This is a genomic window from Campylobacter blaseri (assembly GCF_013201895.1).
Classification (GTDB): Bacteria; Campylobacterota; Campylobacteria; order Campylobacterales; family Campylobacteraceae; genus Campylobacter_B; species Campylobacter_B blaseri.
In genome coordinates this window covers 341838-366642 of record NZ_CP053841.1, presented here as the reverse complement: position 1 = coordinate 366642, position 24805 = coordinate 341838, and the positions used below count along the sequence as shown (strand labels likewise).

Sequence of the window (24805 nt, the reverse complement as noted above, 5' to 3'; positions counted from 1 at the left end):
GATGAAAAAAATTTTCAATTGTTTAATAGTATTATTTGCAATTATATTTTTAAATGCCGATGAGATAGATATGGTAGAACCTGGTAGCTTAACCTTAAAGGTTGGCACAAATGCAAATTACCAACCTTTTGAATATGTAAATATGGGTATGGAGATTGTTGGCTTTGATATCGATCTTATGAAAGAGATAAGCAAAAGAGCTGACTTTAAGTTCAAACTTCTGGAAATGAGTTTTGATGACCTATTTGCGGCACTACAAGAAGGAAAAATAGATCTAGCAATATCAGCTATTGGGATATCAGAAGAAAGACTAACAACCTTGGATTTTTCTAAGCCATATTTTAATACTGAAACACTATATCTAAAAAAGAAAATTGATAATAGAATAAAATCAAAAAATGATTTAATAGGTAAAAATGTAGGTGTCCAAGAAGGAACTTTACAAGAAAATATAGCTAAAAAAATAGATGGCATTGTCTTGCACTCATTTGCAACCGACACTTCTTTAATGAATGGCTTAAGAACTGGCTCACTTGATAGTATAATTTTAGATAGTGCTGTTGGTCTTAGAATTTTAAATAAATACCTTGATTTAAGTGAATTTTTAAGAGAATCTGACGGAACTGGAGGTTTTGGAATTGCTTTTAAAAAGGGTAATTATGTTGAGTTATTATCAAAGATTAACTTTGCTATAGATAGCATTATTGAAGATGGAACTTATGAAAAATTACTAGTTAAATATAAATTAAAATAGATAATTTTTAGGTGAGTTTGGCTTAGTTTTATACTTAAACATTATTATATTATTTATCGTTGCAAAATATAGTTATATTTAGATTAATATAGGTACTAAAATAGCTTTTATACCTAGTTTACTAAATTAAAATGAAAAATTAAACGATAATATTTAATTATAAATGATATAATATGCTTAAACTTTTATGATAACCTAGACAGGTTAAGTAAAGTATGATTTTAACAAATAAAGGAAAAAAATGAAAAAGATTATAAAATACTGTTTAGTTACTCTAGTTTTTCTAGGTATCTCTAGCTTAAGTGCTGAAACTATAAAAGTTGGAACAAATGCAAATTATCCGCCGTTTGAGTATATAGATGAAAACTCTCATATTGCTGGTTTTGATATAGATCTTGTAGATGAACTAAGTAAAAAAGTAGGTTTTAAATACGAAATTGTAAATATGGGTTTTGATGGCCTTATTCCAGCTTTAAAGAGTGGCAAAATTGACATAATAGCCGCTGGAATGAGTGCAACTCCAGCTAGAAAGAAAGCTGTTGATTTTTCAGACTCTTACTATGTAACTGAAAATCTATTTATAAAACAAAAAAGCAACTCTGATATTAACTCAAAAGATGATTTAAGAGATAAAAGTATTGGTGTTCAGCTTGGAACAGTTCAAGAGCAAGCTGCAAGAAAACTAAATAAAGTCAATGTTTTTGCAGTAGAAGATATATTTGCAGCTATTATGGCCCTAAAAAATGGTAAAATTGATGCTGTTTTAGTTGATTCTTCAGTTGGCTATGGCTATTTAAGAAAAAATGATGATATAGTTGAGTTCCATAAAGAACCAGATGGAAGCGAGGGTTTTTCTCTAGCATTTGATAAAAACAAACATACAGAGCTTATATCAAAAATTAATTTAGTTATAGAAGAGTTAAGAAATGATGGCACTTACGATAGTCTATTGGACAAATACGAACTAAAAAAATAAAGAGATGTGTGCACAATATATGTGCACATCTTCAATCTAATCAATTATGCAAAAAAATCAATTATATGTTTTAACTGACGATCAATATACACCAGAAAATAAAATATTTTTTCAAGTAAAAGAGATACTTGATTGTGGTATTAAACTTATTCAGTTTAGAAGTAAAAATAAAGATTATCAAGAAAATACTATAAAATCACTAATATCTCTATGTGAAGATTATGACGCTAAACTTCTTATAAATGATGATGTAGATTTAGCAAAAAAACTAAATGCTCACGGTGTTCATATTGGCAAGGATGACAAAGATATTACTGGTGCAAAAAAAACTTTAGGAAATAATAAAATAATTGGAGTAAGTTGTTATGGAGATATGCGCTTGGCTCTTAATGCGCAAAAAAATGGTGCTAACTATGTAGCTTTTGGTGCTATTTTCCCAACTGATACAAAAAAAGATGCAACTATTTGTGATATTTCGTCAATAGATTTTTCGAAACTAACAATCCCAACTTGTATAATAGGCGGAATAAATTCACAAAATTTAAAAGATGTATTAAAATATAATGCTGATTATATAGCTATTGTAAGTGCTACTTATAAGCCAAAATCCATTACAGAAAATTTAACAAATTTAATAAATATAATTAAAGGATAAAATTGGGAATACTAGATGCTATAATTCTTGGCGTGGTCGAGGGCTTAACAGAGTTCTTACCGATTAGCTCAACAGGTCATATGATTCTAGCTTCAGAACTTTTAGGACTAGAGCAAACTAGCTTTGTAAAGTGTTTTGAAGTCGTCATCCAGCTTGGCTCCATTTTAGCTGTTGTTTTTATGTTTTTTAATAGGTTAAAACAAGATATAAATTTATGGATAAAGCTTATTATTGGCTTTTTGCCAACTGCTTTTATAGGTCTTATGCTATATAGTCATATAAAATCTCTATTTAGTTCAAATACAGTTGCTTATATGCTGATACTATGGGGAGTTATCTTTATAATAGTTGAGTTATATAGAAAGAAAAACAGACCAAAGAATGAAATAGTAAATTTAAATGACATAAGTTATAAACAAGCATTTATAATTGGATTATCACAATGTTTTGCTATGATTCCAGGAACTTCTAGAAGTGGCGCTACTATTATAACCTCACTTTTATGCGGACTAAATAGAACAACAGCCGCTCAGTTTAGCTTTTTGCTTGCAATTCCAACTATGTTTGCTGCAACTCTTTATGATAGCTATAAAAATATAGAAATTTTTAAAGAAAATTTAAATCATATATTTATATTTTTAATAGGCGGTTTCGTTGCTTTTGTAGTTGCGTTATTTGCTATAAAGATATTTTTAAACTTTGTTAGTAAATTTGATTATATTCCTTTTGGTATATATAGAATTATAGTTGGCTTTGTGTTTTTAATCTGGATATTATAATATCCAGATTTAACAAAGATATCTTCCTTGTGAAAATTTAATTTTTCCACGCTTTTTTATAACTGCTTTTATCGCACTTATAAGATAATCAATATCCTCTTTTGTATGTGTGTAGTGTATACTAATCCTAACCCAACCAGGCTTATCATAATCTAAAAAATCCATATCATCTAATTCAAGTAAATCATGTCCATATGGTCCTGCACATGCACAACCTGCTCTGGTTTCAACATAGTAGTTTTGACTAAGAATTGAGGCAAAATCATAAGGGTTATAACCTTTTACATTAAAAGAAAATACAGCTAGTCTATCTTTAACATTTTTAGCATATAGTGTAACATCATTGATTTTTGTAATTTTACTTAAAAAATACTCACCTAACTCTTTTTCTTTTTTTCTTATATTTTCAAGACCGATACTATTTCTAAGCTTAAAAGCTAAAAACGCTCTAATTAAAGCTATTATCCCTGGAGTTCCGGGTTGTTCTAGCTGTTCTTTATCTAGAGCAAAAACCTCATGTTTTCTATTTACATATTGCACTGTTCCGCCAGCAGCAAATGTAGGCTCTTTGCATTTACACAAGTTTTTTTTTATAACAAGCACTCCACATCCAGCAACTCCGCCTAAAAGTTTATGAGATGAAAAAACCATAGCATCATAAAAGTTACAATCTACATTGTCATAAGCTATATATGAAGAAGCATCTAGCAAAACAGTGCCTCCGTATGCCTTTATGGTAAGATAGAGTTTTTTATAGTCAGTTAAAACACCAGTTACATTTGATGCTACACTAAAAGCTGCAATAATTTTTCTTCCTCTGTTTTTTTCTAGAATTTCCTTAAGTTCATCAAAATTAATTTCACCATTTTTATCTAAAGATACTCTTATAGTCTCACAAACACCTTGTCTATAGCTAATCTCATTTGAATGGTGTTCATAAGGAGAGACTAAAACAAGTGGCAAATTGTCCATATTTTTAATATTTAGTCCTAAAAAATCTCTTGTTGCTGGTGGTATATATATACCCATTATCTCTTGAAATCTTTTTATAGCGGCTGTTGCACCATTTCCACATGGAATAAGATAAAAGCTATCGTCTAATGCAAGTAGCCCCTTAAGCCCTCTACGGGAATTTTCATAATACTCATTTGTAATTCTAGCAAGTTCACTTGATTCAGAATGTATATTAGAGTATGTCTCTAATATACTTTGAATTTCATTTTCTATTGATTTGCAAGCTAACCCTGTAGCAGTATAATCAAAATAGTAAGTTTCATCTTTTAAAATAATATCTTTTCTAACATTTTCTATGTCCAAATTATCTTCCTTATTTTTTTGTAAATTATACCGAAAAATGATAAAATTAAAAACAAGGAGAGAGCTATAGAAAATTTCAAAAAAATATTTAATAAATTTCCAAATCTAAGCATGGATGAACTTATTAAATTTTACTTAGTGTTTGATGGTTTGGATATAAAAAATAACTATGATGATGTTTTTATTGCTATAAAAGATGAAATTTTACTTAACCATAATAAATTAAGATTAAAATTTAAATTTGATAAATATAGCAAGCTAGCACTTTCTAAATTCGCTAAAAATGATAGAAAAAAATTTTCAATAAATAAAGTTATGTCAAGATTTAAAGCTCAAAAATCTGTAAATTGGCTTTTAAATGAGGGAATTTTAGAACTTGAAAAAAGTAGAGAAAAAAAGCCTACTCCACAAAACAAAAAGGAAAAACTACCTAAATATCTAAGAAGATATACAATCCACGATAAGGTTAAATTTAAAAATCACTTTGATAGGTTTTGGTTTAGATTCATAGAACCTAATCTAACTCTACTAGATAATAATAAAATAGAACAAGTTTTAGAAATAATAAAGCTAGATTTTGAAAACTATGCCAGTTTGGGATTTGAGGCTTTAAGCGGATTGGTTCTAAAAAAATATTTAAATTTAGAAAAAGATGTTTATAGTTTTTGGACTAAAGATTTAGAAATCGATATTTTTTATGAATTTGATGATAAAGTTATGATTGGCGAAGTAAAATATAAAGATAGGAAAGTCTGTAAAAGCTTGTTAAACTCTATTAGTTTAAAGTGTGAAAAGTTAAATATAACTCCAGATAAAATTATCATTTTTTCTAAAAGTGGCTTTAGCAAGGAGCTTTTAAATATTAAATCTGAAAAATTACTGCTGTTTGATATGGATGATTTTACAATTTTACTTGAATAATAAATTTGTAATTTAAATACATATAAGTAAAAGCTAATAATTTAGCTTTTACTAAATTATTAAGCAGCCAAAAACTCCTTCATATTATCTAAAAATCTATCGTCTATAAAAAAGTTTGTTTCAAAAATAAAAATTTTACTACTTGTTATAATCTTTAAAACAAGTCTTTTGCTATTTACTCCATTGTTTGATTTGTAAGCTAAATTATAAATTTTGTTTATTAAATCAACATCTAAATTATCTAAATTTAATTCTATTTCACAATCTTCAATATTTCGTTTTTGCTCATTTTGATATTCATTTTTATAGCTATCGTTTTTTCTATTATAGCTTTTTTGCTTAAACTCTCCATTTTTAGCATCTTCTAAACTAAATACATCATTTACGCTTATTTTATACTGGTGTTCATCTTTTATAATGCGTACAGCAAAAACATATGGCCTGCCACGCTCCTCTTCACTAAAGCTTTCTATCTTTTCAAGTTTGTCATCAAAAGCTACCATTTCAAAGTTACCATGCAAATCTAAGGCTGAGATTATCCCCATTTTTTTTCCACGCCTAGTAATTTTTATATCAATATCTTCGATTTTGCCAATTAAAATGGTCTCAGTATAGTCTTTTAAATTTTCAAATTCACTTGTTAGGGTGTATTGCATACTATTTATCTCATCTTCAAATTCACCAAGTGGATGCCCTGAGATATAAATTCCCAAACTCTCTTTTTCAAGCCTTAAAAGGCTTTTCATATCATATTCATCGCTATTTGGAATGAAATTCACCTCAACATTTGCTATACCATCTTCTAAGCCAAATAGTGAATTTTGTGCATCATTTTTGATTTTAGCTGAGTTTCTGCAGGCATCTGTTATATTTTCTATATTTTGTAAAAGCGCCATTCTAGTAAGCCCTAAGCAATCCATTGCACCAGATTTTATAAGTGCCTCTGTAACTCTTTTGTTTACTTTAAAACTATCAATTCTTGAGACAAAATCATTTATATTAGTAAAATCTCCATCTTTTTCTCTCTCTTTTACAATATTGTCAATAGCTCCAAGTCCAACTCCTTTTATAGCACCCATTCCGAAAATAATAGCTTCTTTATTGTCTTTTTTTATAACGCTAAATTGTCTAAAAGATTTATTTATACTAGGCGGTAAAATATCTATATTAAGTCTTTTAATCTCATCAATATATATTGCGACTTTATCCATATTATCCTCTTCACTTGTAAGAAGTGCTGCCATAAACTCAGCTGGATAAAATGTTTTTAAATAAGCTGTTTGAAAAGTTATCATGGCATAAGCCGCTGCGTGAGATTTGTTAAACCCATAAGAAGCAAATTTCATAATCATCTCAAACAACTCGTCAGCTTTATTTTCATTATAACCTTGATTTTTAGCACCGACAAGATATTGTTTTTTAAGCTCTTTCATCTCATCTTCTTTTTTCTTACTCATAGCACGCCTAACAATATCAGCAGCACCTAAAGAAAAACCTCCAACTTTTTGAACAATTTGCATAACTTGCTCTTGATAAACTATAACCCCATAAGTTGGCTCTAATATATCTTTGATCTCATCTATAATGTATTCAATCCTAGCCTCACCATGTTTTCTTTTTACAAAATCAGGAATAAGATCCATAGGTCCTGGGCGATAAAGTGCTATCATCGCAATAATATCTTCAAAACAGTCAGGCTTTAATTCACTTGCAAGTTTTTGCATTCCAGCACTTTCTATTTGAAAAATCCCTAAAGTGTATCCGCTTTGAATAGTCTTATATACTTTTTTTTCATTCATATCTATTTGTTCCCAAATGATATCTTTACTGTATCTACTTTTAACAAGTTTTATGGCATTATCAATTACTGTTAAAGTCTTAAGACCCAAAAAGTCAAATTTAATCAAATCCACATCTTCTAAAAAGTCTTTTGTATACTGAGTAATCAACCCCCCATCGACATTGTTTGTTTGCCTAAAAAGTGGAGTTTTATTCCAAAGCTCCTCATTACTTATAACAACACCTGCTGCGTGCATACCTGCGTTTCTATTAAGTCCTTCTAAGTCAAGCGAATACTTCCACACTTGTCTTGCACTAGGATTTGAGTCAATCAACTCTTTTATTTTAGGTTCTAGCTGAAACGCTCCTTCTTTAAAATTTGCACTTCCTGGCTCTCCTTTTCCATTTAAAGTTATTCCTAAATTATCAGGAATTAGTTTTGCCATTTTGTCAGCCTCAGCATATGCCATACCACAAACTCTTGCAACATCTCTTATAACACCTTTTGCAAGTAATTTACCAAAAGTTGCAACTTGAGCAACATTATATCTGCCATATTTTTCTACAACATAGTCAATTACTTCGCCTCTTCTATCTTGACAAAAATCAACATCAATATCAGGCATACTAACTCTTTCAGGATTTAAAAATCTTTCAAAAAGTAAGTTGTATGGCATTGGGTCAATATCTGTTATCTTTAAAGAAAATGCTACCAAACTTCCAGCAGCAGAACCACGACCTGGACCAACTGGAATACCTGCTTTCTTAGCTTCATTGATAAAATCAGCAACTATAAGCATATAACCTGGAAATTTCATTGAATTTATAATGTCAATCTCTCTTTTTAATCTCTCTTTATATTCTATATGTTTGCTTTCATCTATAAATTGAAGTCTTTCTTCAAGCCTTTTTTCACTAAGTTTCTTAAACAAAATTTTATCATTTTCTAAATTATATCTATCATTTGGATATGGTAATTTTATACCATTTTCTCGTGCATATTCTAAAGTAAATTTAAAATTTGGAGGAGTCGGCTCTCCTAATTTTAGCTCTAAATTACATTTATCAACTACCTCTTGGGTATTTTCTATAACTTCAGGAATATCTGCAAAAATCCACTTCATCTCTTTATCGCTTTTTACATATAACTCCTGCATACTATGCCTGAGCCTATTTGGGTCATCTAAGTTTTTTGCCATAGCTATACACATAAAAACTTCATGTGCTTCAGCTCTTTGTTTATAAGGATAGTGAGCATCGTTTGTAGCTATTATTTTAATGCCTGTCTCTTTTGAGATTCTTAAAATATCTTTATCAATTTTCATTTGATCATTTATGCCATGACGCATAATTTCAAGATAAAAATCATCTCCAAAAATCTCTTTGTATTCTAAAGCAACCTCTTTTGCTTTCTCGTAACCCTGTGCTCCTCTTTTTAAATTTCTATCGCTTAAATTTAGATGAAAATTTACCTCTCCTTGTAAACAAGCAGCAGAACAAACCAGACCTTCACTATGTTCTTTTAATATTTTTTTATTAATTCTTGGATTAAAATAAAAGCCTTCTAAATATGCCATTGAGCTAAGATACATTAAATTTTTATAACCAACTTCATTTTTAGCAAGAAGTATAAGATGAAATCTACTCCTTGTGCTTTTGTCATCTAATGTTTCACCGTTATGAATGTATGCTTCCATACCAATTATAGGCTTAATACCATTTTTTTTCATAGTTTTATAAAAATCAATTGCACCAAACATATTACCATGATCAGTTATTGCAACAGCCTTACTTCCACGCTCTTTTAGCATAGCAGCTAACTCTTTTATCTTGTTTGCTCCATCAAGCAATGAATACTCTGTGTGCAAGTGTAAATGTGTAAATTCGCTCATTGTTTTTATTATTTCTTTCTAAATTTATTTTTATTTATTGTATAAAAATTGTGGTAAAAGTCTTATAAATTTTTAAAGAAAGTTCAAATAAACCGCTTCAGTATTCAAAAGACAAATTAAATAAATTTATAACTAATTTGCTATATAATACGAATTTAAAGGGGCTAAAATGAAACAAATTTTAAAAACTATTTTAATTGTAAGTATTTTATTCAGGTTTAGTTTTTCAAATGAATTTATAAAATTTCAAGGTAATAAAATATGGAAATTTATAAACCAGAAAGGCGAAGTTGTAATAAAAACAAATTTTGATGATGTTAGAAATTTTAAAAATGGATTAGCTGCATTTAAAGTAAACAATAAATGGGGCTATATGAATGAAAAAGGTGATATTGCAATTGAGCCAAAATTTGATGGTGCTTGGGATTTTGGAGAGTATAATCTAGCAATAGTTAAAGTAAATAAAAAATGGGGATATATAGATGAAAAAGGGGAATTTGTAATTAAACCAAAGTATTATGAAGCTTGGGATTTTGCAGATGTTGGACTAGCTAGAGTTCAAATAGGTGGAATATACCAATATATAAACAAAAAAGGTGAAATTATAACTACTGTTAATTTTAATGATGGTCGTGATTTTAATAAATACGGGCTAGCTGCAGTTAAGCTATATAATAAATGGGGTTTTATAAATGAAAAAGGGGAATTTGTCATAAAATTTAAGTTTAATAACGCCTTTAATTTCGCTAAAAATGGATTGGCAGCAGTTGAATTAAATGGGAAATGGGGATATATAAATAAAGATGGAGAATTTGTAATTAAGCCAAAATTTGAACATGCTTATGATTTTGGTGAAAATGGTTTAGCTGGCATTAAAATAAATGGTAAATTTGGTTTTATAAATAAAGCTGGAAAAATCGTAATAGCAGCAAATTTTGATAGCTTTTATGGTTTTATTGAAAACAATTTAACTAGTGTTAAAATAGATAATGAATGGGGATATATAGACAAAAAAGGGGAATTTGTAATTGAGCCAAAATTTGATAGTGCTTATAGTTTTAGTAAAAATGGATTGGCTAGAGTTAGAACATTTGGGAAATGGGGATATTTAAATGAAAAAAATGAGATTGCAATTGAGCCAAAATTTGATTTCGCTAGCGAATTTACCAAAAACAGCTTGGCTACAGTCTTAATAGATAACAAATGCGGTTTTATAAATAAAAATGGTGATTTTGCAATTGAGCCAAAATTTGATAATTGTTATGACTTTTACAATGGACTGGCTAAGGTTCTTTTAAATAAAAAATGGGGATATATAGACGAAAAGGGGGAATTTGTAATTAAGCCAAAATTTGATGGTGTTTTTAATTTTGGAGATGATAATCTTGCAATAGTTACAATAAAAAATAAAGTAGGATTTATAAATAAAAAAGGCGAGTTTGTAATTGAACCAAAATTTAATGAAGCTTTTCCTTTTGCCAAAAATGGCTTAGCTGCAGTTGAGATAGATAACAAATGGGGTTTTATAGATAAACAAGGCAAGTTTGTAATTGAGCCAAAATTTGATGCAACCTTTGGATTTTTTCAAAACGGTAAATTAGCTTTAGTAAAAATTAATAAAAAATGGGGATATATAAATACAAAAGGCGAATTTGTAATTAAACCTAGATTTAATTTGGCTTCTAATTTTACAAAAAATGGCTTAGCTGCAGTTGAGATAGATAACAAATGGGGCTACATAAATGAAAAAGACGATACTGTAATTGAGCCAAAATTTGACGGAGCTTTGGATTTTGCAGAAGATGGATTGGCTATAGTAAAATCAAATGACAAATTTGGATATATCAGCAAAAATGGCGAAATCATTATAAAAATACAATTTGACAATGCTGAAAATTTTACAAACAATGGACTAGCTAAAGTTAAGTTATATGGCAAATGGGGCTACATAAATGAAAAAGGGGAATTTGCAATTGAGCCAAAATTTGATGAAGCTTATAGTTTTAGAAGCAATGGACTAGCTAAAGTTAAGTTATATGGAAAATGGGGCTACATAAATGAAAAAGGGGAATTTGTAAACAAAACACCAAAATAAAAGTCTTTTATTTTTAAAAATATGGCAAAAGATGTAAATTTGTAAAAAGCTTTAAAATTTACATCTTAAATAAAATTAGCTGAACAAAAGCCCTTCCTTAACCTCTTTATATCTGCTTTCTCCAAGCAATTCTTTTACTAAAGCAAGGGCAAATTCCATAGCAGTTGCAGGTCCTTTGGATGTTATAATGTTTTTATCAATTACGACATTTTTGTCCGCAATATATCCCTTATGATTTACCTGTTTTTCAAAACCTGGATAACAAGTGTATTTTTCTTTTAAAACTCCTGCCTCACTCAGCGCCCAAGGAGCCGCACAAATTGCTGCAATTTTTAAGTTTTTTCTGTCAAATTCTTTTAAAATTTGAGCTAACTTTTCACTCTTTGCCAAATGTTCTGCTCCTGGTAGCCCACCTGGCAAAACTATCATATCAAACTCATCTACATTTAAATCATCTAAAATTGAATCTGTTTTCATTTCTACATTATGAGCACCTGTAACAATTTTTTTAAAAAGCCCAACACTAAGTGTTTCTAGCCCTGCTCTTCTTAATATATCAACTACACTCATAGCCTCAATTTCTTCAAAACCATCAGCAAACATAACAGCTACTTTTTTCATTTTTTCTCCTTTGTATTTTTTAAATTATACTATTTAAAAGAAATTTTTCAAAATGTTTATTGTATAATTAAAATTAATTATCATATACAAAGGAGAAAAAAATGAAGGTTAAAATTACATATTGCAATAGTTGAAACTATAAACCAGAAGCTTTCCGTGTGAAAGAAGAAATTTTAAAAGCATATCCTGATGCAGTAGTTGAAACTGCAACTGGTCTTAATGGAATTTTTACAGTTGATGTTGATGATAAAACTATATTTTCAAAAAGAGCAATGGAAGAACCAAGATTTCCATTCGAAAATGAAATAGTAGATATTATTAAAAAAATAAGTTAGATATAAAAGTAATCTAGGAAACCCTAGATTACTTTTTATTTTACTCTTTCTAAATATTCACCAGTCAAAGTATCAACTTTAATAGTTTCGCCCTCTAAAATATGAAAAGGAATTGTTACAACTGCTCCTGTTTCAAGTGTTGCTGGTTTTTTATTACTACCTTGTGTATCACCTCTAAAATTAGGTGCTGTTTCTACAATCTTTAACTCAACAGTAGGTGGAACTTCAAGTCCGATTGCTTTACCGTTGTGAAATAATATATCAACCATCATTCCATCAAGTAACCATTTTTTGCTATCAGCAACTAGTTCATCACTTATAGCAAGTTGTTCATAAGTTTGGGTATCCATAAATTGGCAAAAATCACCATCATCATAAAGATATTGCATCTGTTTTTCTTCCAAATGTGGCTCTTCGCACTTATCTCCTGCGTGAAAAGTTTTTTCCAAAACTCTTCCATTTATGTATGATTTTATCTTAACTCTAACAAAAGCTGCACCTTTACCAGGTTTTACATGTTGGTATTCTATAATTTTGTATGGGATACCATCAAGTTCAATTTTTAAACCTTTTTTTAAATCGCTCATAGAATAAGCCATATTTTCTCCTTAGTTATTAAAAGGCTATTATATCAAATAAAAGTTTAAAATATCATATTTGCAATGCTATATTTAGCTTAAAAAGAATTTGGCGACCCTTGAAAGATTCGAACTTCCGTTTTTGCATTGAGGATGCAATGTCCTGGGCCACTAGACGAAAGGGTCATAGCAAACAATTATAGGTTAAATTGTATCATTAATAATTTAAAATAATCTTATAAATTTTTAAAAATTAACTTATAAAAATTAACTTAAAATATTTTAATTAGAATAAATCATTAAGTAGATTATAATATTTTTTAATTTAGAATGATAAAAATTTTATTATCTTAAAACTGTCTTATTGTATAGTTTTATGGTATTGAATTTTAGTTTAGTTAATTAAAATTTCTAATAGCAAGGGAATTCGTGCAACATAAATATATTAAGAGAATTTTTTATGGTTATATATTCATTATTTTTTTTGGTGCATGTTTATTACTACTTCCTGTATCTCATATTGGTCATTTAAGTTTTATAGATGCTGTTTTTACTTCTACTTCTGCAAGTTGTGTTACTGGACTTATAGTAGTTAGCACTTCTGAAGTTTTTACACCAATAGGAGAAGGCATTATATTATTATTGATACAAATAGGCGGAATTGGATATATGACTTTAGTTATAATTTTCTTTACAATAGTTAAAAATTCTTTAAATCTTGATGAAAAACTTATTATGAAACACTCTTTGGATTTGCCTAATTTATATGTTTCAGAGATTGCAAAAAAAATATTTTTTATATCGCTTATTATTGAAACTATCGGTTCTTTAATACTTACTATTGTGTTTAGTGAAAAATATAGTTTAATTAGTTCTTTATGGCTTGGAGTGTTTCATTCAATTAGTGCATTTAATAATGCAGGATTTTCACTTTTTACAGATAGCTTGGTTGGGTATCAAAACAATACAATATTAATTTTTACCATATGTGTTTTAATCATTTTAGGAGGTATTGGCTACCCTGTCTTGATTGAAATTTATGAAAAAAGAAAAGTTGCTAGAAATTTTACTTTACATACAAAAATAATGATTTTTGGAACAATAATTTTGATTTTATTTGGAATGATTTTATTTTTATCTATAGAGTGGAATAATCCAAAAACATTTGGCAGTCTTCCACTTTATGACAAGATATTAAACTCATTTTTCTTATCAGTAAATTTTAGGACAAGTGGCTTTAATAGCATAGATATAGGTGGCTTGAAAGATTCTTCTTTATTTTTTTCAACTATATTTATGATGATAGGTGGTGGACAAGGAAGTACAGCAGGTGGAATTAAAATAACAACTGTTGCCGTTTTGATAATAACTGCTTTTTTTATCTTTAAAGACAATGATCAAGAACCAAGTATTTTTAAAAGATCTATTGAACAAAATATTATAAATAAAGCTCTAGCAATCATAATATTTTCATCAGTTTTTACAATTTTTTGCACTTTGATTGTAGTTGAAACTCAAAAACTACCATTTATTAAAATTCTTTTTGAAGTAGTATCAGCCTTTGGAACAGTTGGACTTTCAGTCGGCAATGGTGATATTTTGAGTTTTTCAGAACAATTTAATGTATTTGGAAAAAGTGTTATTATTATGCTAATGCTAGCTGGTAGATTAGGAATATTTGCATTTGCAACTATGATGATAGGAAAAGGAAAAAATAAACAATTTAAATATCCAAAAGGAAAAATAATAATATGAACACAATAGCAATTATAGGATTAGGCAAATTTGGCTTTTATGTAGCTAAAAGACTATCAAAACTTGACGCTAAGGTTATTGCAATCGATAATAATGAAAAAATAGTTCAAGAGATAAGCCAATACACTGATTATAGTTATGTTCTTGATAGCACAAACAAAGAGGCTCTTGAAAATGCAGGAATTTACAATCTTGATACTGTTATTGTCAGTATTGGTGAGTCTATAGAAGCTAATATTTTAACAGTTATGGCACTAAAAGAGCTGGGAAATAAAAACATAATTGCAAAGGCTATTAGCACCACACATGGCAAAATTTTAACTAAGATTGGAGCTACAAAAGTTATACATCCTGAAAAAATTGCTGGTAAAATGTTAGTAAAAATCATAGTGGAAGATATCAATTTTGATAGTATTGATTTAAGTAATAGTATGAGAATTTTAAAATTTGTCGCACCTAAATCTCTTATATCTAAAAGTTTTAATGATATAGAAAAAGCTAATTTTGATGTGAAATTAATAGCATATAAACACGATGGAGAATGGAATAAAGATATAAACTATGAACATATAATACAAGAAGGTGACATATTAGCCTATCTAGGAAATGCTGATATTGTTGAAGAATTTTATGAAAATATCTCTTTGACAGGATAATTCATATAAATTACTCTTTTTTATTTAGTTAGTACTAATTTTGTAACAGAAAATAAAAATAAGTTAAGCTTTGTTTTTAGGAATCTAAACACTAGAATATTTTTATCTCACTATACAATTTAACTTAATTAAACAAGCTTTTTTATAAGAATAAAATATTTTGACCAAAAATTGACCAAAATTAAAAATAAACAACTATTAAGGTTATGTAGTATAAGGCTTTAATATATTTTTTTATAATTTATAAAAATTTCTCAATTGCTTTTTTATATTACATTTAATACCATAATAGCACAATATACTAAAAGCAGACTCATCACTGCATTAAATGGCTTTTGATATTTTGACAAAAACCTATTAAACACAGTCCCAAACAGCGCCCAACTGCTAATAGCTAAACTGCTTATAAGGCTAATTGAAAAAGAAAATGTAATTAGTGCAAGATTTGTCTTATAATAAGGAGTAATAAAATTTGAAAAAACCGTTATTCCAAATAGTATTGTTTGTGGATTTATAAATTGTAAAATAAGACCTATAAAATATAATTTTGAATTTGGTTTTTCAAATTCTGTTGTAGTTTCGTCATTTTTATCATCTTTTGGCTTTATTATACTATATGCCAAATATATCATAAATATAGCACCAAATATTTGCATAAAAATTTGAATTTTAGGAATAAATTTAAAAAAGAAAAAATTAAAATAACTAGATAAAAGCATAATCAATAAAACACCCGTAAAAACGCCCAATATGAATTCCAAAGACTTTTTAAAACCATATTTATTAGCATTTGCCATAGCCATAACCGCATTAGGACCTGGTGCAAACGACATAACAAATATGTAAAATATAAAAGCACTTATATTCAACATTTTAATCTTCCTTGCAAATTCTTTTTGACATATCTTTTAAAAATAGATAAAAGTATAACTAATAAACAATTAAAATAATATTTAAATAAATTATTAAATAAAATATAAAGAAAAAGCTGTATTGATTTATTTTAATGTTCTAAATTTTTATTAAATTTTTATATTCTTATTTAAAATTACATTTTAAATTTACAAAATAAAATAGTGTTAAATTTTAAGATAAATTTAGCATATAGATGATTTATAATTTCTGTCATAATAGCTATAGATTAAAAGAATTTTTGATAGTATATTTATATGTTAAGTTTTTATTAAGTATAGATTTTTACTCTTTTTATGCTTTAAATAATTAAGTATAAAATATTTTGTTTTTGAAAATTGGATTAAATCTTATACAAGATAAGGCAGATAAGAAAAGAGCTTTCCTTATATTTGAATTACCTATTTTATTAATATGTTGATTTTTTTTAACAGAAATTCCGCTTTCATAAATTCTTGGACTAAGTCCTAAATACGATATTATCTGTTTGTAATTTTTATCCTTGCTATAATAAAGAACAGGAAAAAGAGTTATAGCAATATTTTTGCCTAAACCTTTATTATTATTTACAATTTTTTCTGTTTGTGGAATTTCTTTCTTTAATATTTCATAAGTTATAAGCTCTATTTTGTTTAATAATTTAGTTAAATTTAGTTTTAACTCTTTTATTAAATCTTTTAATATTTCATCATTTACGCTTATTTGTGATTTTTCAAAATTCTTTATTTGAGTTTGCATTTTTACAAACAAATTATAAGTGCTATGATAACTTTTAATAAGTTTATATTGTGAATTGTACTTACTTGCGATTATGTCATTAGTAAAATTAGCACAATAATAAGCTATTCCGTAGCTATCTGTTATATCTGTTTTAATATGTGATAAATGCTTTAAAAATAATGAAGTTTTAAAACTGCTTAACTCTGAATAAACGATTTTATTTTTAGTTAAAAATTTAGATAATTCTATATGATAATTATTTGTTGATTCAAAACAAACAATAATTTCATCTTTTTTAAAAGAGTTAAAAAAAGAGTTTATATTTTCTTGGTTATTTGGAATTTTATAAAATGATTTATCTTTTTTGTTTGAAGATAAAAAACATATATCTAATGTATTCTTTGACACATCAACACCGACATAATATTTTACTTGCATAATAAAACCTTTAAAAATTAATTTAAAGCTTTGTTTTCTCTCTTGTAAACAGGTTCTAAAAGACCTAAGATTTTAAACAAAAACCAAAGCTAATAACACAAAATCTTGAATGCTGTTTTAAAAACATTGCTTTTATACTGTGTTTATTTAGCTTAACATAAAATAATTTTATGTTGATGTTATCTTACAAGATTATTTAGTAAATGCATTTGAGATAATGGGATATCTAGTATATCAAAGAAGTATTTGAGATAATAACTTCTGCTTTTTCTACCAAAGGTTGTTAAATATGAAAATTGCGGTCATTACTAACAAGATAACTACCTTGTTTTTTGATATTTGATTAGTAAAAAATCATTTATTATTTAAAATATGAAAAGTATAAAAATAGAATTAAGCGATAGAAATGTTGAGATGTTTGAACCAACTGTTAGAGTTTTAAAAAATGCAAATTTAAAAGATGGCGAGGTTGCACAAGCAGTAGCTATGATAGCAGCTACAACTAATATGACAGAGAATGAAATAGAAGATATGGGGCTAAAAGATTATATGGCTTTGCAAAAAGGTCTTAATTCTTTTTTAGAAGAGGCGGGGGTTACAGCTTAGAAGCTGTAGCTCTCATAGGGCATACATTGCATTTTACTTATAGTGAAATAATGGAATTAGAGCTTAGCGATTTTAGTGAGTTTGTAAGAATTTCACAAGATATATTAAAGCACAGGAGTTTTTAAAGTTGGGTTTTTCTTTTTTCCTTTTCTTTCTTATTTCTTCTTTTTTCTTTGTGGTAATCTATGGATTCATATATGTCTATTAGTATTTCTATTATAAGAAATATTGGAGTTAGTAAAAATCCTACCGGAATAAGTGTAACAAGCATAAAAAGAAAAGCTGCAAAAGCTTTAATGAACAAGTCATCGTCGCCACTAGGAGTAGACATAAGGCACCAATTTAAAACAAATGGAACAATAAAAAAAGTAGTTCCCATTATTTCAAGTTTATATTTTTCGTAAAAACGGATAATATTTTTCATATTGGGATTATAACACAAAGGAGATTAATATGCAAGAAACTGCAGTTGGTATTAGTATAGGTATAGCACTAAAGGGATTAAGTGGAATTAGTACTTGCACAAAAGCCTTTGGAAAACTAAACTCATCAATTAAGAAAGCTGGAGCAAGTGTTTCACATCTAAAAAAAGATTTGTCTAAAATGAGATTAAATATAAAAACGATAAATAAATTAGATGATGAAATGAAAGAGTTTAAATCAAAAATGCTAGAAAAGATTGCGTTAATTGGCTCTATTGCTTTACCTGTAAAAATTGCAATTGATTATGAGGCTTCATTTGCTGATGTTAAGAAGTATGTAGACTTTGCCAATAAAGAAGAAGAGACTATGGTAAATAGTGCTTTAAAAAAGATTAGTAAAAACTATGGTGTTTCCTTTGCTGATATTGCCGATATTGCTGTAAGTGGTGGAAGACTAAATTTAGCAGCAAAAGATATAGAAGAGTATACAACCTTAACATCAAAAGCTGCAGTTGCGTTTGAGATGAGTGGTAAAGAAGCAGGAGACGCTCTATCTTTACTTACAAACAATTTAAAGATGAATTTAAAAGAGTTAGCCATTTATGCTGATAAGATAAACTATTTAGATAATAAAATGGCTATGGTAAATGCAAAGGATCTATTTAACATAATAGGAAGAACTGCAGGCTCTTCAAAAATTCTTGGAATTAGTGAGGATAAACTAGCTTCCATTGCATCAGGATTTTTATCACTTGGAAAAGCACCTGAGGTTGCATCAACTGCTATAAATAGCTTACTAAACCGCCTTGCAAATATAGATGGACAAGATAATAAATTCCATAAAGCAGTTGAGAATATGGGACTTGATGCAAATTATCTTAAAATAGCACTCGGGAAAGATGCAAACAAAGGGCTTGATAGAAAGGAGAGTAAAACAATGTCAGCTAGTGAGATACTCGAGTTAATCACTACGATAATTTGCTTAATAACTGCAATTATTCAAGCAAAAGGCAAGGGGTAAGCAAGGGGGCAGTTGCCCCAACCCTTTGTTTATTGTTTTACTCATCCTTTGATTATACCATAAAGGAGCAAAAAATGGTTATAAATGTTTTAGTGCTTATTTTAGCAGTTAGTGTTTTGGTGCTTAGTTTAAAAGTAAATAGATTAGAAAAAGATATAAAGGAGCTTAAAAAATGAAAAAACATAAATCAACAAAGTATGAAAAAAGCATTATGTCTTTAATTCATCAGATAGCCAACACTCAGCTATCTGAACAATTAGCGGAGCTAAGTAGAGCCAATAAACAAAAAATAAAACAAAGGAGTAAAAAATGAGTAGCTTTGTGATAAACAATCAGCAGGTAAGTTTTGAAGTGGTGGGAAACCAAACCTACACCACTTCATTAGCAATCGCTAGTGTGTTTGAGAAAGAACACAAACATATTATAGCAAAAATTAAAGAGCTTCCGCAAGATGAATTCCGTGAGCTTAATTTTCGGCTTACGGAGCGAATAGCTAAATTTGGGGCAGTTGTAAGAAGTGAGCCATACTACAACCTTACCCGTGATGGCTTTTCACTTTTAGTTATGGGATTTACAGGTGAAAAGGCTTACAGGTGGAAGATTGAGTTTATCAAAGCTTTTAATATGATGGAGAGTATGCTAAGAAAAGAGCGACCGCATCTTGATAATTTAATTAACAGCTTAGCGGAGGTAAACAAAAAGCTTGAGGGTTATAAAAACGAAGCAAATGAGTTTAAGACAAAATACTATAAAAGCTTAGAGCTTACAAACTCACTTTTACTTGAAAAGGTTGAGAGTAAGAGATTAAAAACATTTGAGGATTTAAAGGTAAAAGGAAAAGGTGTTAAATTTAGCAAAGATGAGCTAAACAAAGCCATTAACCTTTATAAACAGGGTTTAAACTATGCACAAATAGCAAGGAAGCTTAACAGAAGTTCTTGGACTATAGCAAGGCATTTAAGATATAGTGGTTTAGTTAAAAGTTATGATTTGTTTGGAGGTGAGTTATGAGTGTGGATTTTGATAAAATGGTAAAGCTAGAAGAGACTAAGGACTTTTTAGATGGCGCTACAGCTTTGCTTTATAGTATGGCTATATATGCAAAAGATGGTGACAATGATAGAATCGTCAGCGGGTTACTTTTTTTAGGTGATGGCTTTTCTTCTATGGTAGAAGAATTAGAGGAACTTTTAAAGGACTAATTAGCCTTTGTTATTTGGAGTTTGTCCATTCCGTCATTCTGAGGCTTTAGCCTTAGAATCTCCCCTTGTTAGCAATGTTTGTTTACAATCTTGATGAGATCCTTCGCTTCGCTCAGGATGACTGGGTAAAAGGCTCAGGATGACTAGGCTAAAATATCTTTTATATAGTTAATGCAGTCTTTTTTTATCTCATCTTTTAACTCTTTTTTTAAAAATCCTTTTTTACTAATTGGTAAAAATGGTCTTGCTGGTATGGTTGTGTTTTTGCCACGACCAGCTTTGTTTGTGCCAAATTGATGAACTAAACCATAAACATAGCCTTTGCTTTTTAAAGCGTTAAATACTCTAACACTTGTATTGGTTGTTTTTATCTCCCATTTATCAGCTAAATCTCCGCTTTTTCTTAATACATTTGAACTATAGCCTTTTTTATCTTTATATTTTTTAGTGCTCTCTTTTAAGGCTTTCCATTGTTTGCCAAAAGGCGAGCTTTGTTTTTCAAAACTATCCTCTATTTCATTTCTTAAAATTTCACCAGTATCTGCTAAAAATGGTTCAATGTCTCCACCTAAATGGCTTAATTTATGTAGTTTGTCTTGAACCTCTTTAAGTCCTTTTACTTTTATAGACATCTTATCTCCTTTTGACAAAATAAAGGTTATTTGGTATAATATGGGTAAATTCGTTAGTTGATGATCGCAATGTAGTAGCGATAGCTGGCAGTCATTAACTGCTTGCTATATTGTAGGTGCAACTCCTACCGCTAACGGATTTTAATATATTCACTTTTATCATTTTCTATTCTTCCAACTTTCCCAACTGTAACCATATAATTAGTTAAACTCATTTTTTTGACTTTAAACTCTGTTTTTGGTAAAATAATAAAAACAATGAATGAAGATGTGAACCCTTTGCAAAAAGGGAGAGTAACCACAGAGGGCAAATGTCGTCGATGTTGTGGGTTCAAATCCCACCCATTCATTGTTTTATTTTTTGTATTTTTTTTCCTTTTATAAAACCAAAAATATCTTCTTTATCAGCTTTATCCAATGTTATAACATAGTTTTTCATCTTAAACTTTTTATGAAATTTGCTTATTTCAATCGGTATTAAATTTAGCTTTGTTTTATCTTTTTTATCTTCAAAAATAAATACTATATTTTTATGTTTATCTCTTAAATCCACATATGCTCTATTTTCATCATTTAAAACATCTACTATTTCCTTCATCTCTTCAACTCTAAAGGCATGATTATATGCCTCTTTTCTTTGTGGTCTAGCGTGTGAGAGTTCTTTTTTGGTTAGTATCATTCCACCACTTTTAACCTCTTTGTTTAGTAGCTTACTTGCTGTCTCACTTATAAATTTAGATAAAAGCCCAACTTGAACTACATTAAGTGGTGTTTTTTGGTTGTTTTTTACTATAACTTCATCAACCATATCATTAAGTCCTTTTTTCCAAACATACAAATCTTTTTGTTTTGTGAAATTTCCTAAGTCTTTTAAGATAGCATTTACTTCTTTACTAGTTAGCTTTGTATTTAGTTTAAATCTATCTTTTTTCTTGGCTAAAATTTCATCTAATTTATCTGTTTTTCCTGGATTGTAAGCAAAGTCAATATCTGCTATACCATTTATACCATTGCTATCTTCTCTTACCTTTAAACCTCTTCTTTTAGCTTCACTTAAAGTTATAGCCTCCACTTGACATCTACAATTCCAACCATTTGGTGGGTAGTTTGTATCCCAAAAAGGATCCGTTTTTGGCAATACTAGATTATGCATACCTCTATGCTTTGCTCTTGTTAGATTGTCCATAACTGCTGTGTATCTAAAATGAGTTGCACTGCTTAGCATTTGCCCTGTATATCTACTTTTAGCATAGATTGTTCTCATATTTGTATTGTAGATAGTTTTAAGTCTACGAGAGCCTACATATATCTCTTTTTCTTCGCCTGTTTCTCTTTTTACAACTTTTGTTTTACCAAACCAGCCTTTTTTCTTTAAGGTTGGGTTTATTTAGGTATTCTTTATTTTTTCTTAAATCACTAGAAGTAGCCATATATCGTTCCTGCAAAGCAATTTTTCTAGAAATAAATTTAAGCTTAAAGTAAGTGTTTTTAGAAGTTAAAATGTCCTATTTAGGGGAGTTTCGTATAGAAGTGGTGTCCCGTGTTGGATTCGAACCAACGGCCCCCTCCTTAAAAGGGAGATGCTCTACCTGCTGAGCTAACGAGACACTTTAAAAAGATGGCGCGGCGGACGAGACTTGAACTCGCGACCCCCGGCGTGACAGGCCGGTATTCTAACCAACTAAACTACCGCCGCACCAAAAAATGGTGGTCGCTATAAGACTCGAACTTATGACATCCACCTTGTAAGGGTGGCGCTCTACCAACTGAGCTAAGCGACCTTTATCTTTAAAAGAATTAGAATTATACATTATAAAAAATAAAATATTACTTAAATATAGAATAAAAAATGAATTTTTTAATTTTTTTGTATTTACTTAAGAAATATATGTTAAAATTAAATAAAACTAGGAAGAATTTATATGAAATTTAAAATTATTTTTCTGTTAATGTTATTTGTAAAAACAATTTATGCCTATACCTATGAAGAAATCATATATACTATAGCAGATGTAGCAAAAAAACAAGCAGTTTCTTCTGGAATTTTATATACGATTGTCAAAATAGAAAGTAATTTTAATCCTTTTGCTATAAGCTTTTTAACAAATAAAGAAAATGCCATATATTTCAAAAATCTTGAAACAAAAAATATATCAATTAAAGCAAGTCCATATAGTCTAAATAAAAACAAATGGATAGTATCTATAAGCCCTATAAATGAAGAATATGCAAAAGAGATAACAAAACTTTTGGTTAAAAATGGTTTTAATATTGATGTTGGGCTTGGGCAGCTAAATTCTTTTAATTTTAAAGATAATGAAATAGATATGGTCTTTAATCCAACATATAATTTGACAAAATGTGCAAAAGTGCTAAGAAAATGCTACAAAGCAAAAAATAAAGATATTCAAAAAACAATAGAATGCTATAACTATGGTATGAGAAATCGCAACTCAAACCCATACTATAAGAGATTTTATAAACACTATATGGAAGAATTTAAAAAAAGAGCAAAATAAATATAAATTTATTTTGATTTTAAAATATTAATAAGTTCAAAATTTTATTTGATTTTTATTTAATAAAATGTAGAATTAACGCAAGAAATCAGTTTGATTTTACTTTTACTTAGGATTTTTTATGAATAATTTTAAATGGCAAATAATTGCCGGTGGTTCTCTTGGCTTGTTGGCTACTATTTTAGTATATTTTGGAAACCCTGGCAATATGGGAATTTGTGCAGCCTGCTTTTTGCGTGATACAACAGGAGCTTTAGGCTTTCATAGTGCTAGCATTGTTCAATATATAAGACCAGAAATTATAGGTTTAATATTTGGAGGCTTTATAGCTAGTATTTTTTGGACTAAAGAATTTTCAAGCTCAACGGGTTCATCTCCTTTTATACGATTTTTATTAGGTATTTTTGCGATGATTGGATGTCTAGTATTTTTAGGTTGTCCATGGAGGGCTTTTTTAAGGCTTGGAGGTGGAGATATGACTGCTATAGCTGGTTTTTTAGGTATTGCTGCTGGAGTTGGTGTTGGTATGTTTTTTAAAAAAAATGGATATAGCACGACAACAACCATAAAACTACCAGTATCTATAGGGCTTTTGCCGGTATTAATAACCATCTTATTGCTTTTAGCATTAATATTTAATTTAAAACTTGGAGAAAATGCAGCTATATTTACATCTATTAAAGGACCCGGTGCTCAGCATGCTCCTATTTTAATATCACTTGTTTTAAGCATTGCAGTAGGAATGCTTATGCAAAAAAGCAAATTTTGTAGTGTTGGTGCATTTAACAAGCTTTATAGAGGTGATTTTTCTATGTTCGCTGGTATAATTAGCTTAATAGTATTTGCTTCTATTTCAAATTTTGCACTAGATCAATATAAATTTGGTTTTACAGATCAACCAATAGCTCATAATAACTATATTTGGAATTTTTTAGGAATGATGCTTGCTGGACTTTGCTTTAGTTTAAGTGAAGGGTGTCCTGGAAAACATTTAGTTCAAATGGGGTCAGGAAATTTAAACTCCGCAATCTTTATATTAGGTATGATGGCAGGAAGTGCTATAGCACATAACTTTTTACTAGCTAGCTCTCCAAAAGGAATAACTCAGTTTGCACCATATGCAATTTTACTTGGCTTTATATTTGTAATATATATAGGGTTGTTTTATAAACAATATAGATAGTTTTTAAATATGCAGAATTTACTCTGCATATTCTCTC

Annotated in this window: 25 protein-coding genes and 4 tRNA genes; 16 read left to right on the top strand and 13 right to left on the bottom strand. The window is 28.8% G+C overall.

The window, feature by feature from the left end:
• Nucleotide 1: 1 nt before the first annotated feature.
• The 4 genes from CBLAS_RS01975 (at nucleotide 2) to CBLAS_RS01960 (ending at nucleotide 3164) form a co-directional block, all read left to right on the top strand.
• The gene (locus tag CBLAS_RS01975) at nucleotides 2-754 is read left to right on the top strand and encodes a transporter substrate-binding domain-containing protein (RefSeq protein WP_157940024.1); all 753 of its coding nucleotides are present in this window, start codon (nucleotides 2-4) and stop codon (nucleotides 752-754) included.
• Nucleotides 755-995: 241 nt separating this feature from the next.
• Nucleotides 996-1730, top strand: a complete 735-nt coding sequence (locus tag CBLAS_RS01970; protein ID WP_106871614.1) for a basic amino acid ABC transporter substrate-binding protein — start codon at nucleotides 996-998, stop codon at nucleotides 1728-1730.
• Nucleotides 1731-1776: 46 nt separating this feature from the next.
• Nucleotides 1777-2385: a thiamine phosphate synthase gene (thiE, locus tag CBLAS_RS01965; protein WP_106871616.1), complete on the top strand. Its 609-nt coding sequence runs from the start codon at nucleotides 1777-1779 to the stop codon at nucleotides 2383-2385.
• 2 nt (nucleotides 2386-2387) lie between these two features.
• Nucleotides 2388-3164, top strand: a complete 777-nt coding sequence (locus CBLAS_RS01960) for an undecaprenyl-diphosphate phosphatase (RefSeq protein ID WP_106871618.1) — start codon at nucleotides 2388-2390, stop codon at nucleotides 3162-3164.
• 9 nt (nucleotides 3165-3173) lie between these two features.
• Here CBLAS_RS01960 and CBLAS_RS01955 read toward each other — a convergent pair whose 3' ends face one another.
• Nucleotides 3174-4481: an aminotransferase class V-fold PLP-dependent enzyme gene (locus tag CBLAS_RS01955; RefSeq protein ID WP_172658164.1), complete on the bottom strand. Its 1308-nt coding sequence runs from the start codon at nucleotides 4479-4481 to the stop codon at nucleotides 3174-3176.
• A 111-nt stretch (nucleotides 4482-4592) separates the two neighbouring features.
• Here CBLAS_RS01955 and CBLAS_RS01950 point away from each other — a divergent pair, with 111 nt between their 5' ends.
• A complete protein-coding gene (locus CBLAS_RS01950) occupies nucleotides 4593-5402 on the top strand; it encodes a DUF234 domain-containing protein (protein WP_106871620.1) in 810 nt (269 codons plus the stop codon).
• Nucleotides 5403-5461: 59 nt separating this feature from the next.
• On the opposite strand, the gene dnaE is transcribed toward CBLAS_RS01950, so the two are convergent.
• The gene (gene dnaE, locus CBLAS_RS01945) at nucleotides 5462-9073 is read right to left on the bottom strand and encodes a DNA polymerase III subunit alpha (RefSeq protein WP_106871622.1); all 3612 of its coding nucleotides are present in this window, start codon (nucleotides 9071-9073) and stop codon (nucleotides 5462-5464) included.
• A 169-nt stretch (nucleotides 9074-9242) separates the two neighbouring features.
• Here dnaE and CBLAS_RS01940 point away from each other — a divergent pair, with 169 nt between their 5' ends.
• The gene (locus tag CBLAS_RS01940; protein WP_106871624.1) at nucleotides 9243-11168 is read left to right on the top strand and encodes a WG repeat-containing protein; all 1926 of its coding nucleotides are present in this window, start codon (nucleotides 9243-9245) and stop codon (nucleotides 11166-11168) included.
• 75 nt (nucleotides 11169-11243) lie between these two features.
• On the opposite strand, the gene CBLAS_RS01935 is transcribed toward CBLAS_RS01940, so the two are convergent.
• The gene (locus CBLAS_RS01935) at nucleotides 11244-11789 is read right to left on the bottom strand and encodes a DJ-1 family glyoxalase III (RefSeq protein WP_106871626.1); all 546 of its coding nucleotides are present in this window, start codon (nucleotides 11787-11789) and stop codon (nucleotides 11244-11246) included.
• A 101-nt stretch (nucleotides 11790-11890) separates the two neighbouring features.
• Between CBLAS_RS01935 and CBLAS_RS01930 the strand changes: the two genes are divergently transcribed.
• The gene (locus tag CBLAS_RS01930) at nucleotides 11891-12124 is read left to right on the top strand and encodes a SelT/SelW/SelH family (seleno)protein (RefSeq protein ID WP_420912995.1); all 234 of its coding nucleotides are present in this window, start codon (nucleotides 11891-11893) and stop codon (nucleotides 12122-12124) included.
• 35 nt (nucleotides 12125-12159) lie between these two features.
• Here CBLAS_RS01930 and efp read toward each other — a convergent pair whose 3' ends face one another.
• Together efp and CBLAS_RS01920 are read right to left on the bottom strand one after the other, a co-directional pair.
• Entirely contained in the window at nucleotides 12160-12723 is a 564-nt protein-coding gene (gene efp / locus CBLAS_RS01925) for an elongation factor P (RefSeq protein WP_106871630.1), read from the bottom strand.
• 89 nt (nucleotides 12724-12812) lie between these two features.
• Nucleotides 12813-12888: transfer RNA gene (locus CBLAS_RS01920), tRNA-Glu, on the bottom strand.
• 243 nt (nucleotides 12889-13131) lie between these two features.
• On the opposite strand from CBLAS_RS01920, the gene CBLAS_RS01915 reads away from it, so the two are divergent.
• Both CBLAS_RS01915 and CBLAS_RS01910 read left to right on the top strand, forming a co-directional pair.
• Nucleotides 13132-14457: a TrkH family potassium uptake protein gene (locus CBLAS_RS01915; RefSeq protein ID WP_106871632.1), complete on the top strand. Its 1326-nt coding sequence runs from the start codon at nucleotides 13132-13134 to the stop codon at nucleotides 14455-14457.
• The gene (locus tag CBLAS_RS01910; RefSeq protein WP_106871634.1) at nucleotides 14454-15113 is read left to right on the top strand and encodes a potassium channel family protein; all 660 of its coding nucleotides are present in this window, start codon (nucleotides 14454-14456) and stop codon (nucleotides 15111-15113) included. The genes CBLAS_RS01915 and CBLAS_RS01910 overlap by 4 nt, the downstream gene beginning before the upstream one ends.
• Nucleotides 15114-15379: 266 nt before the next feature.
• Here the strand turns inward: CBLAS_RS01910 and CBLAS_RS01905 are convergent, their stop codons facing one another.
• Both CBLAS_RS01905 and CBLAS_RS01900 read right to left on the bottom strand, forming a co-directional pair.
• On the bottom strand, nucleotides 15380-15985 hold the full coding sequence (locus tag CBLAS_RS01905) for a LysE family translocator (protein WP_106871636.1): 606 nt from the start codon (nucleotides 15983-15985) through the stop codon (nucleotides 15380-15382).
• Between the two features lie 349 nt (nucleotides 15986-16334).
• Complete coding sequence (locus CBLAS_RS01900; RefSeq protein ID WP_106871638.1) at nucleotides 16335-17183, bottom strand: transposase; 849 nt, start codon at nucleotides 17181-17183, stop codon at nucleotides 16335-16337.
• A 372-nt stretch (nucleotides 17184-17555) separates the two neighbouring features.
• Between CBLAS_RS01900 and CBLAS_RS01895 the strand changes: the two genes are divergently transcribed.
• Nucleotides 17556-17789, top strand: a complete 234-nt coding sequence (locus CBLAS_RS01895; RefSeq protein WP_106871639.1) for a phage tail assembly protein — start codon at nucleotides 17556-17558, stop codon at nucleotides 17787-17789.
• A gap of 121 nt (nucleotides 17790-17910) precedes the next feature.
• On the opposite strand, the gene CBLAS_RS01890 is transcribed toward CBLAS_RS01895, so the two are convergent.
• Nucleotides 17911-18213 (bottom strand): hypothetical protein, encoded by a 303-nt coding sequence (locus CBLAS_RS01890; protein ID WP_133169616.1) that lies wholly within the window; start codon nucleotides 18211-18213, stop codon nucleotides 17911-17913.
• Between the two features lie 29 nt (nucleotides 18214-18242).
• On the opposite strand from CBLAS_RS01890, the gene CBLAS_RS01885 reads away from it, so the two are divergent.
• The 4 genes from CBLAS_RS01885 (at nucleotide 18243) to CBLAS_RS01870 (ending at nucleotide 20434) form a co-directional block, all read left to right on the top strand.
• Nucleotides 18243-19232, top strand: a complete 990-nt coding sequence (locus CBLAS_RS01885) for a phage tail tape measure protein (RefSeq protein WP_106871643.1) — start codon at nucleotides 18243-18245, stop codon at nucleotides 19230-19232.
• Between the two features lie 172 nt (nucleotides 19233-19404).
• Nucleotides 19405-19545, top strand: a complete 141-nt coding sequence (locus tag CBLAS_RS01880; RefSeq protein ID WP_157940025.1) for a hypothetical protein — start codon at nucleotides 19405-19407, stop codon at nucleotides 19543-19545.
• On the top strand, nucleotides 19542-20243 hold the full coding sequence (locus CBLAS_RS01875) for a Rha family transcriptional regulator (protein ID WP_157940026.1): 702 nt from the start codon (nucleotides 19542-19544) through the stop codon (nucleotides 20241-20243). The genes CBLAS_RS01880 and CBLAS_RS01875 overlap by 4 nt, the downstream gene beginning before the upstream one ends.
• Nucleotides 20240-20434 carry a hypothetical protein gene (locus tag CBLAS_RS01870; protein WP_106872952.1) on the top strand — a complete coding sequence of 65 codons (195 nt, stop codon included), beginning with the start codon at nucleotides 20240-20242 and terminating at the stop codon, nucleotides 20432-20434. Before CBLAS_RS01875 ends, CBLAS_RS01870 begins: the two co-directional genes overlap by 4 nt.
• Before the next feature lie 143 nt (nucleotides 20435-20577).
• Here the strand turns inward: CBLAS_RS01870 and CBLAS_RS01865 are convergent, their stop codons facing one another.
• The 5 genes from CBLAS_RS01865 to CBLAS_RS01845 all read right to left on the bottom strand — a co-directional run bounded on the left by CBLAS_RS01865 (nucleotide 20578) and on the right by CBLAS_RS01845 (nucleotide 22847).
• Nucleotides 20578-21066 (bottom strand): phage virion morphogenesis protein, encoded by a 489-nt coding sequence (locus CBLAS_RS01865; RefSeq protein WP_106905684.1) that lies wholly within the window; start codon nucleotides 21064-21066, stop codon nucleotides 20578-20580.
• Between the two features lie 346 nt (nucleotides 21067-21412).
• Nucleotides 21413-22330 carry a phage head morphogenesis protein gene (locus CBLAS_RS01860; protein ID WP_241517586.1) on the bottom strand — a complete coding sequence of 306 codons (918 nt, stop codon included), beginning with the start codon at nucleotides 22328-22330 and terminating at the stop codon, nucleotides 21413-21415.
• 267 nt (nucleotides 22331-22597) lie between these two features.
• Nucleotides 22598-22673, bottom strand: a tRNA-Lys gene (locus tag CBLAS_RS01855).
• A 12-nt stretch (nucleotides 22674-22685) separates the two neighbouring features.
• Nucleotides 22686-22762, bottom strand: a tRNA-Asp gene (locus tag CBLAS_RS01850).
• 9 nt (nucleotides 22763-22771) lie between these two features.
• Nucleotides 22772-22847 (bottom strand) — tRNA-Val (locus tag CBLAS_RS01845).
• 141 nt (nucleotides 22848-22988) lie between these two features.
• On the opposite strand from CBLAS_RS01845, the gene CBLAS_RS01840 reads away from it, so the two are divergent.
• Both CBLAS_RS01840 and yedE read left to right on the top strand, forming a co-directional pair.
• A complete protein-coding gene (locus CBLAS_RS01840) occupies nucleotides 22989-23585 on the top strand; it encodes a transglycosylase SLT domain-containing protein (protein WP_106871196.1) in 597 nt (198 codons plus the stop codon).
• A gap of 121 nt (nucleotides 23586-23706) precedes the next feature.
• Nucleotides 23707-24768, top strand: a complete 1062-nt coding sequence (yedE, locus tag CBLAS_RS01835; protein ID WP_106871194.1) for a YedE family putative selenium transporter — start codon at nucleotides 23707-23709, stop codon at nucleotides 24766-24768.
• Nucleotides 24769-24805 lie beyond the last annotated feature (37 nt).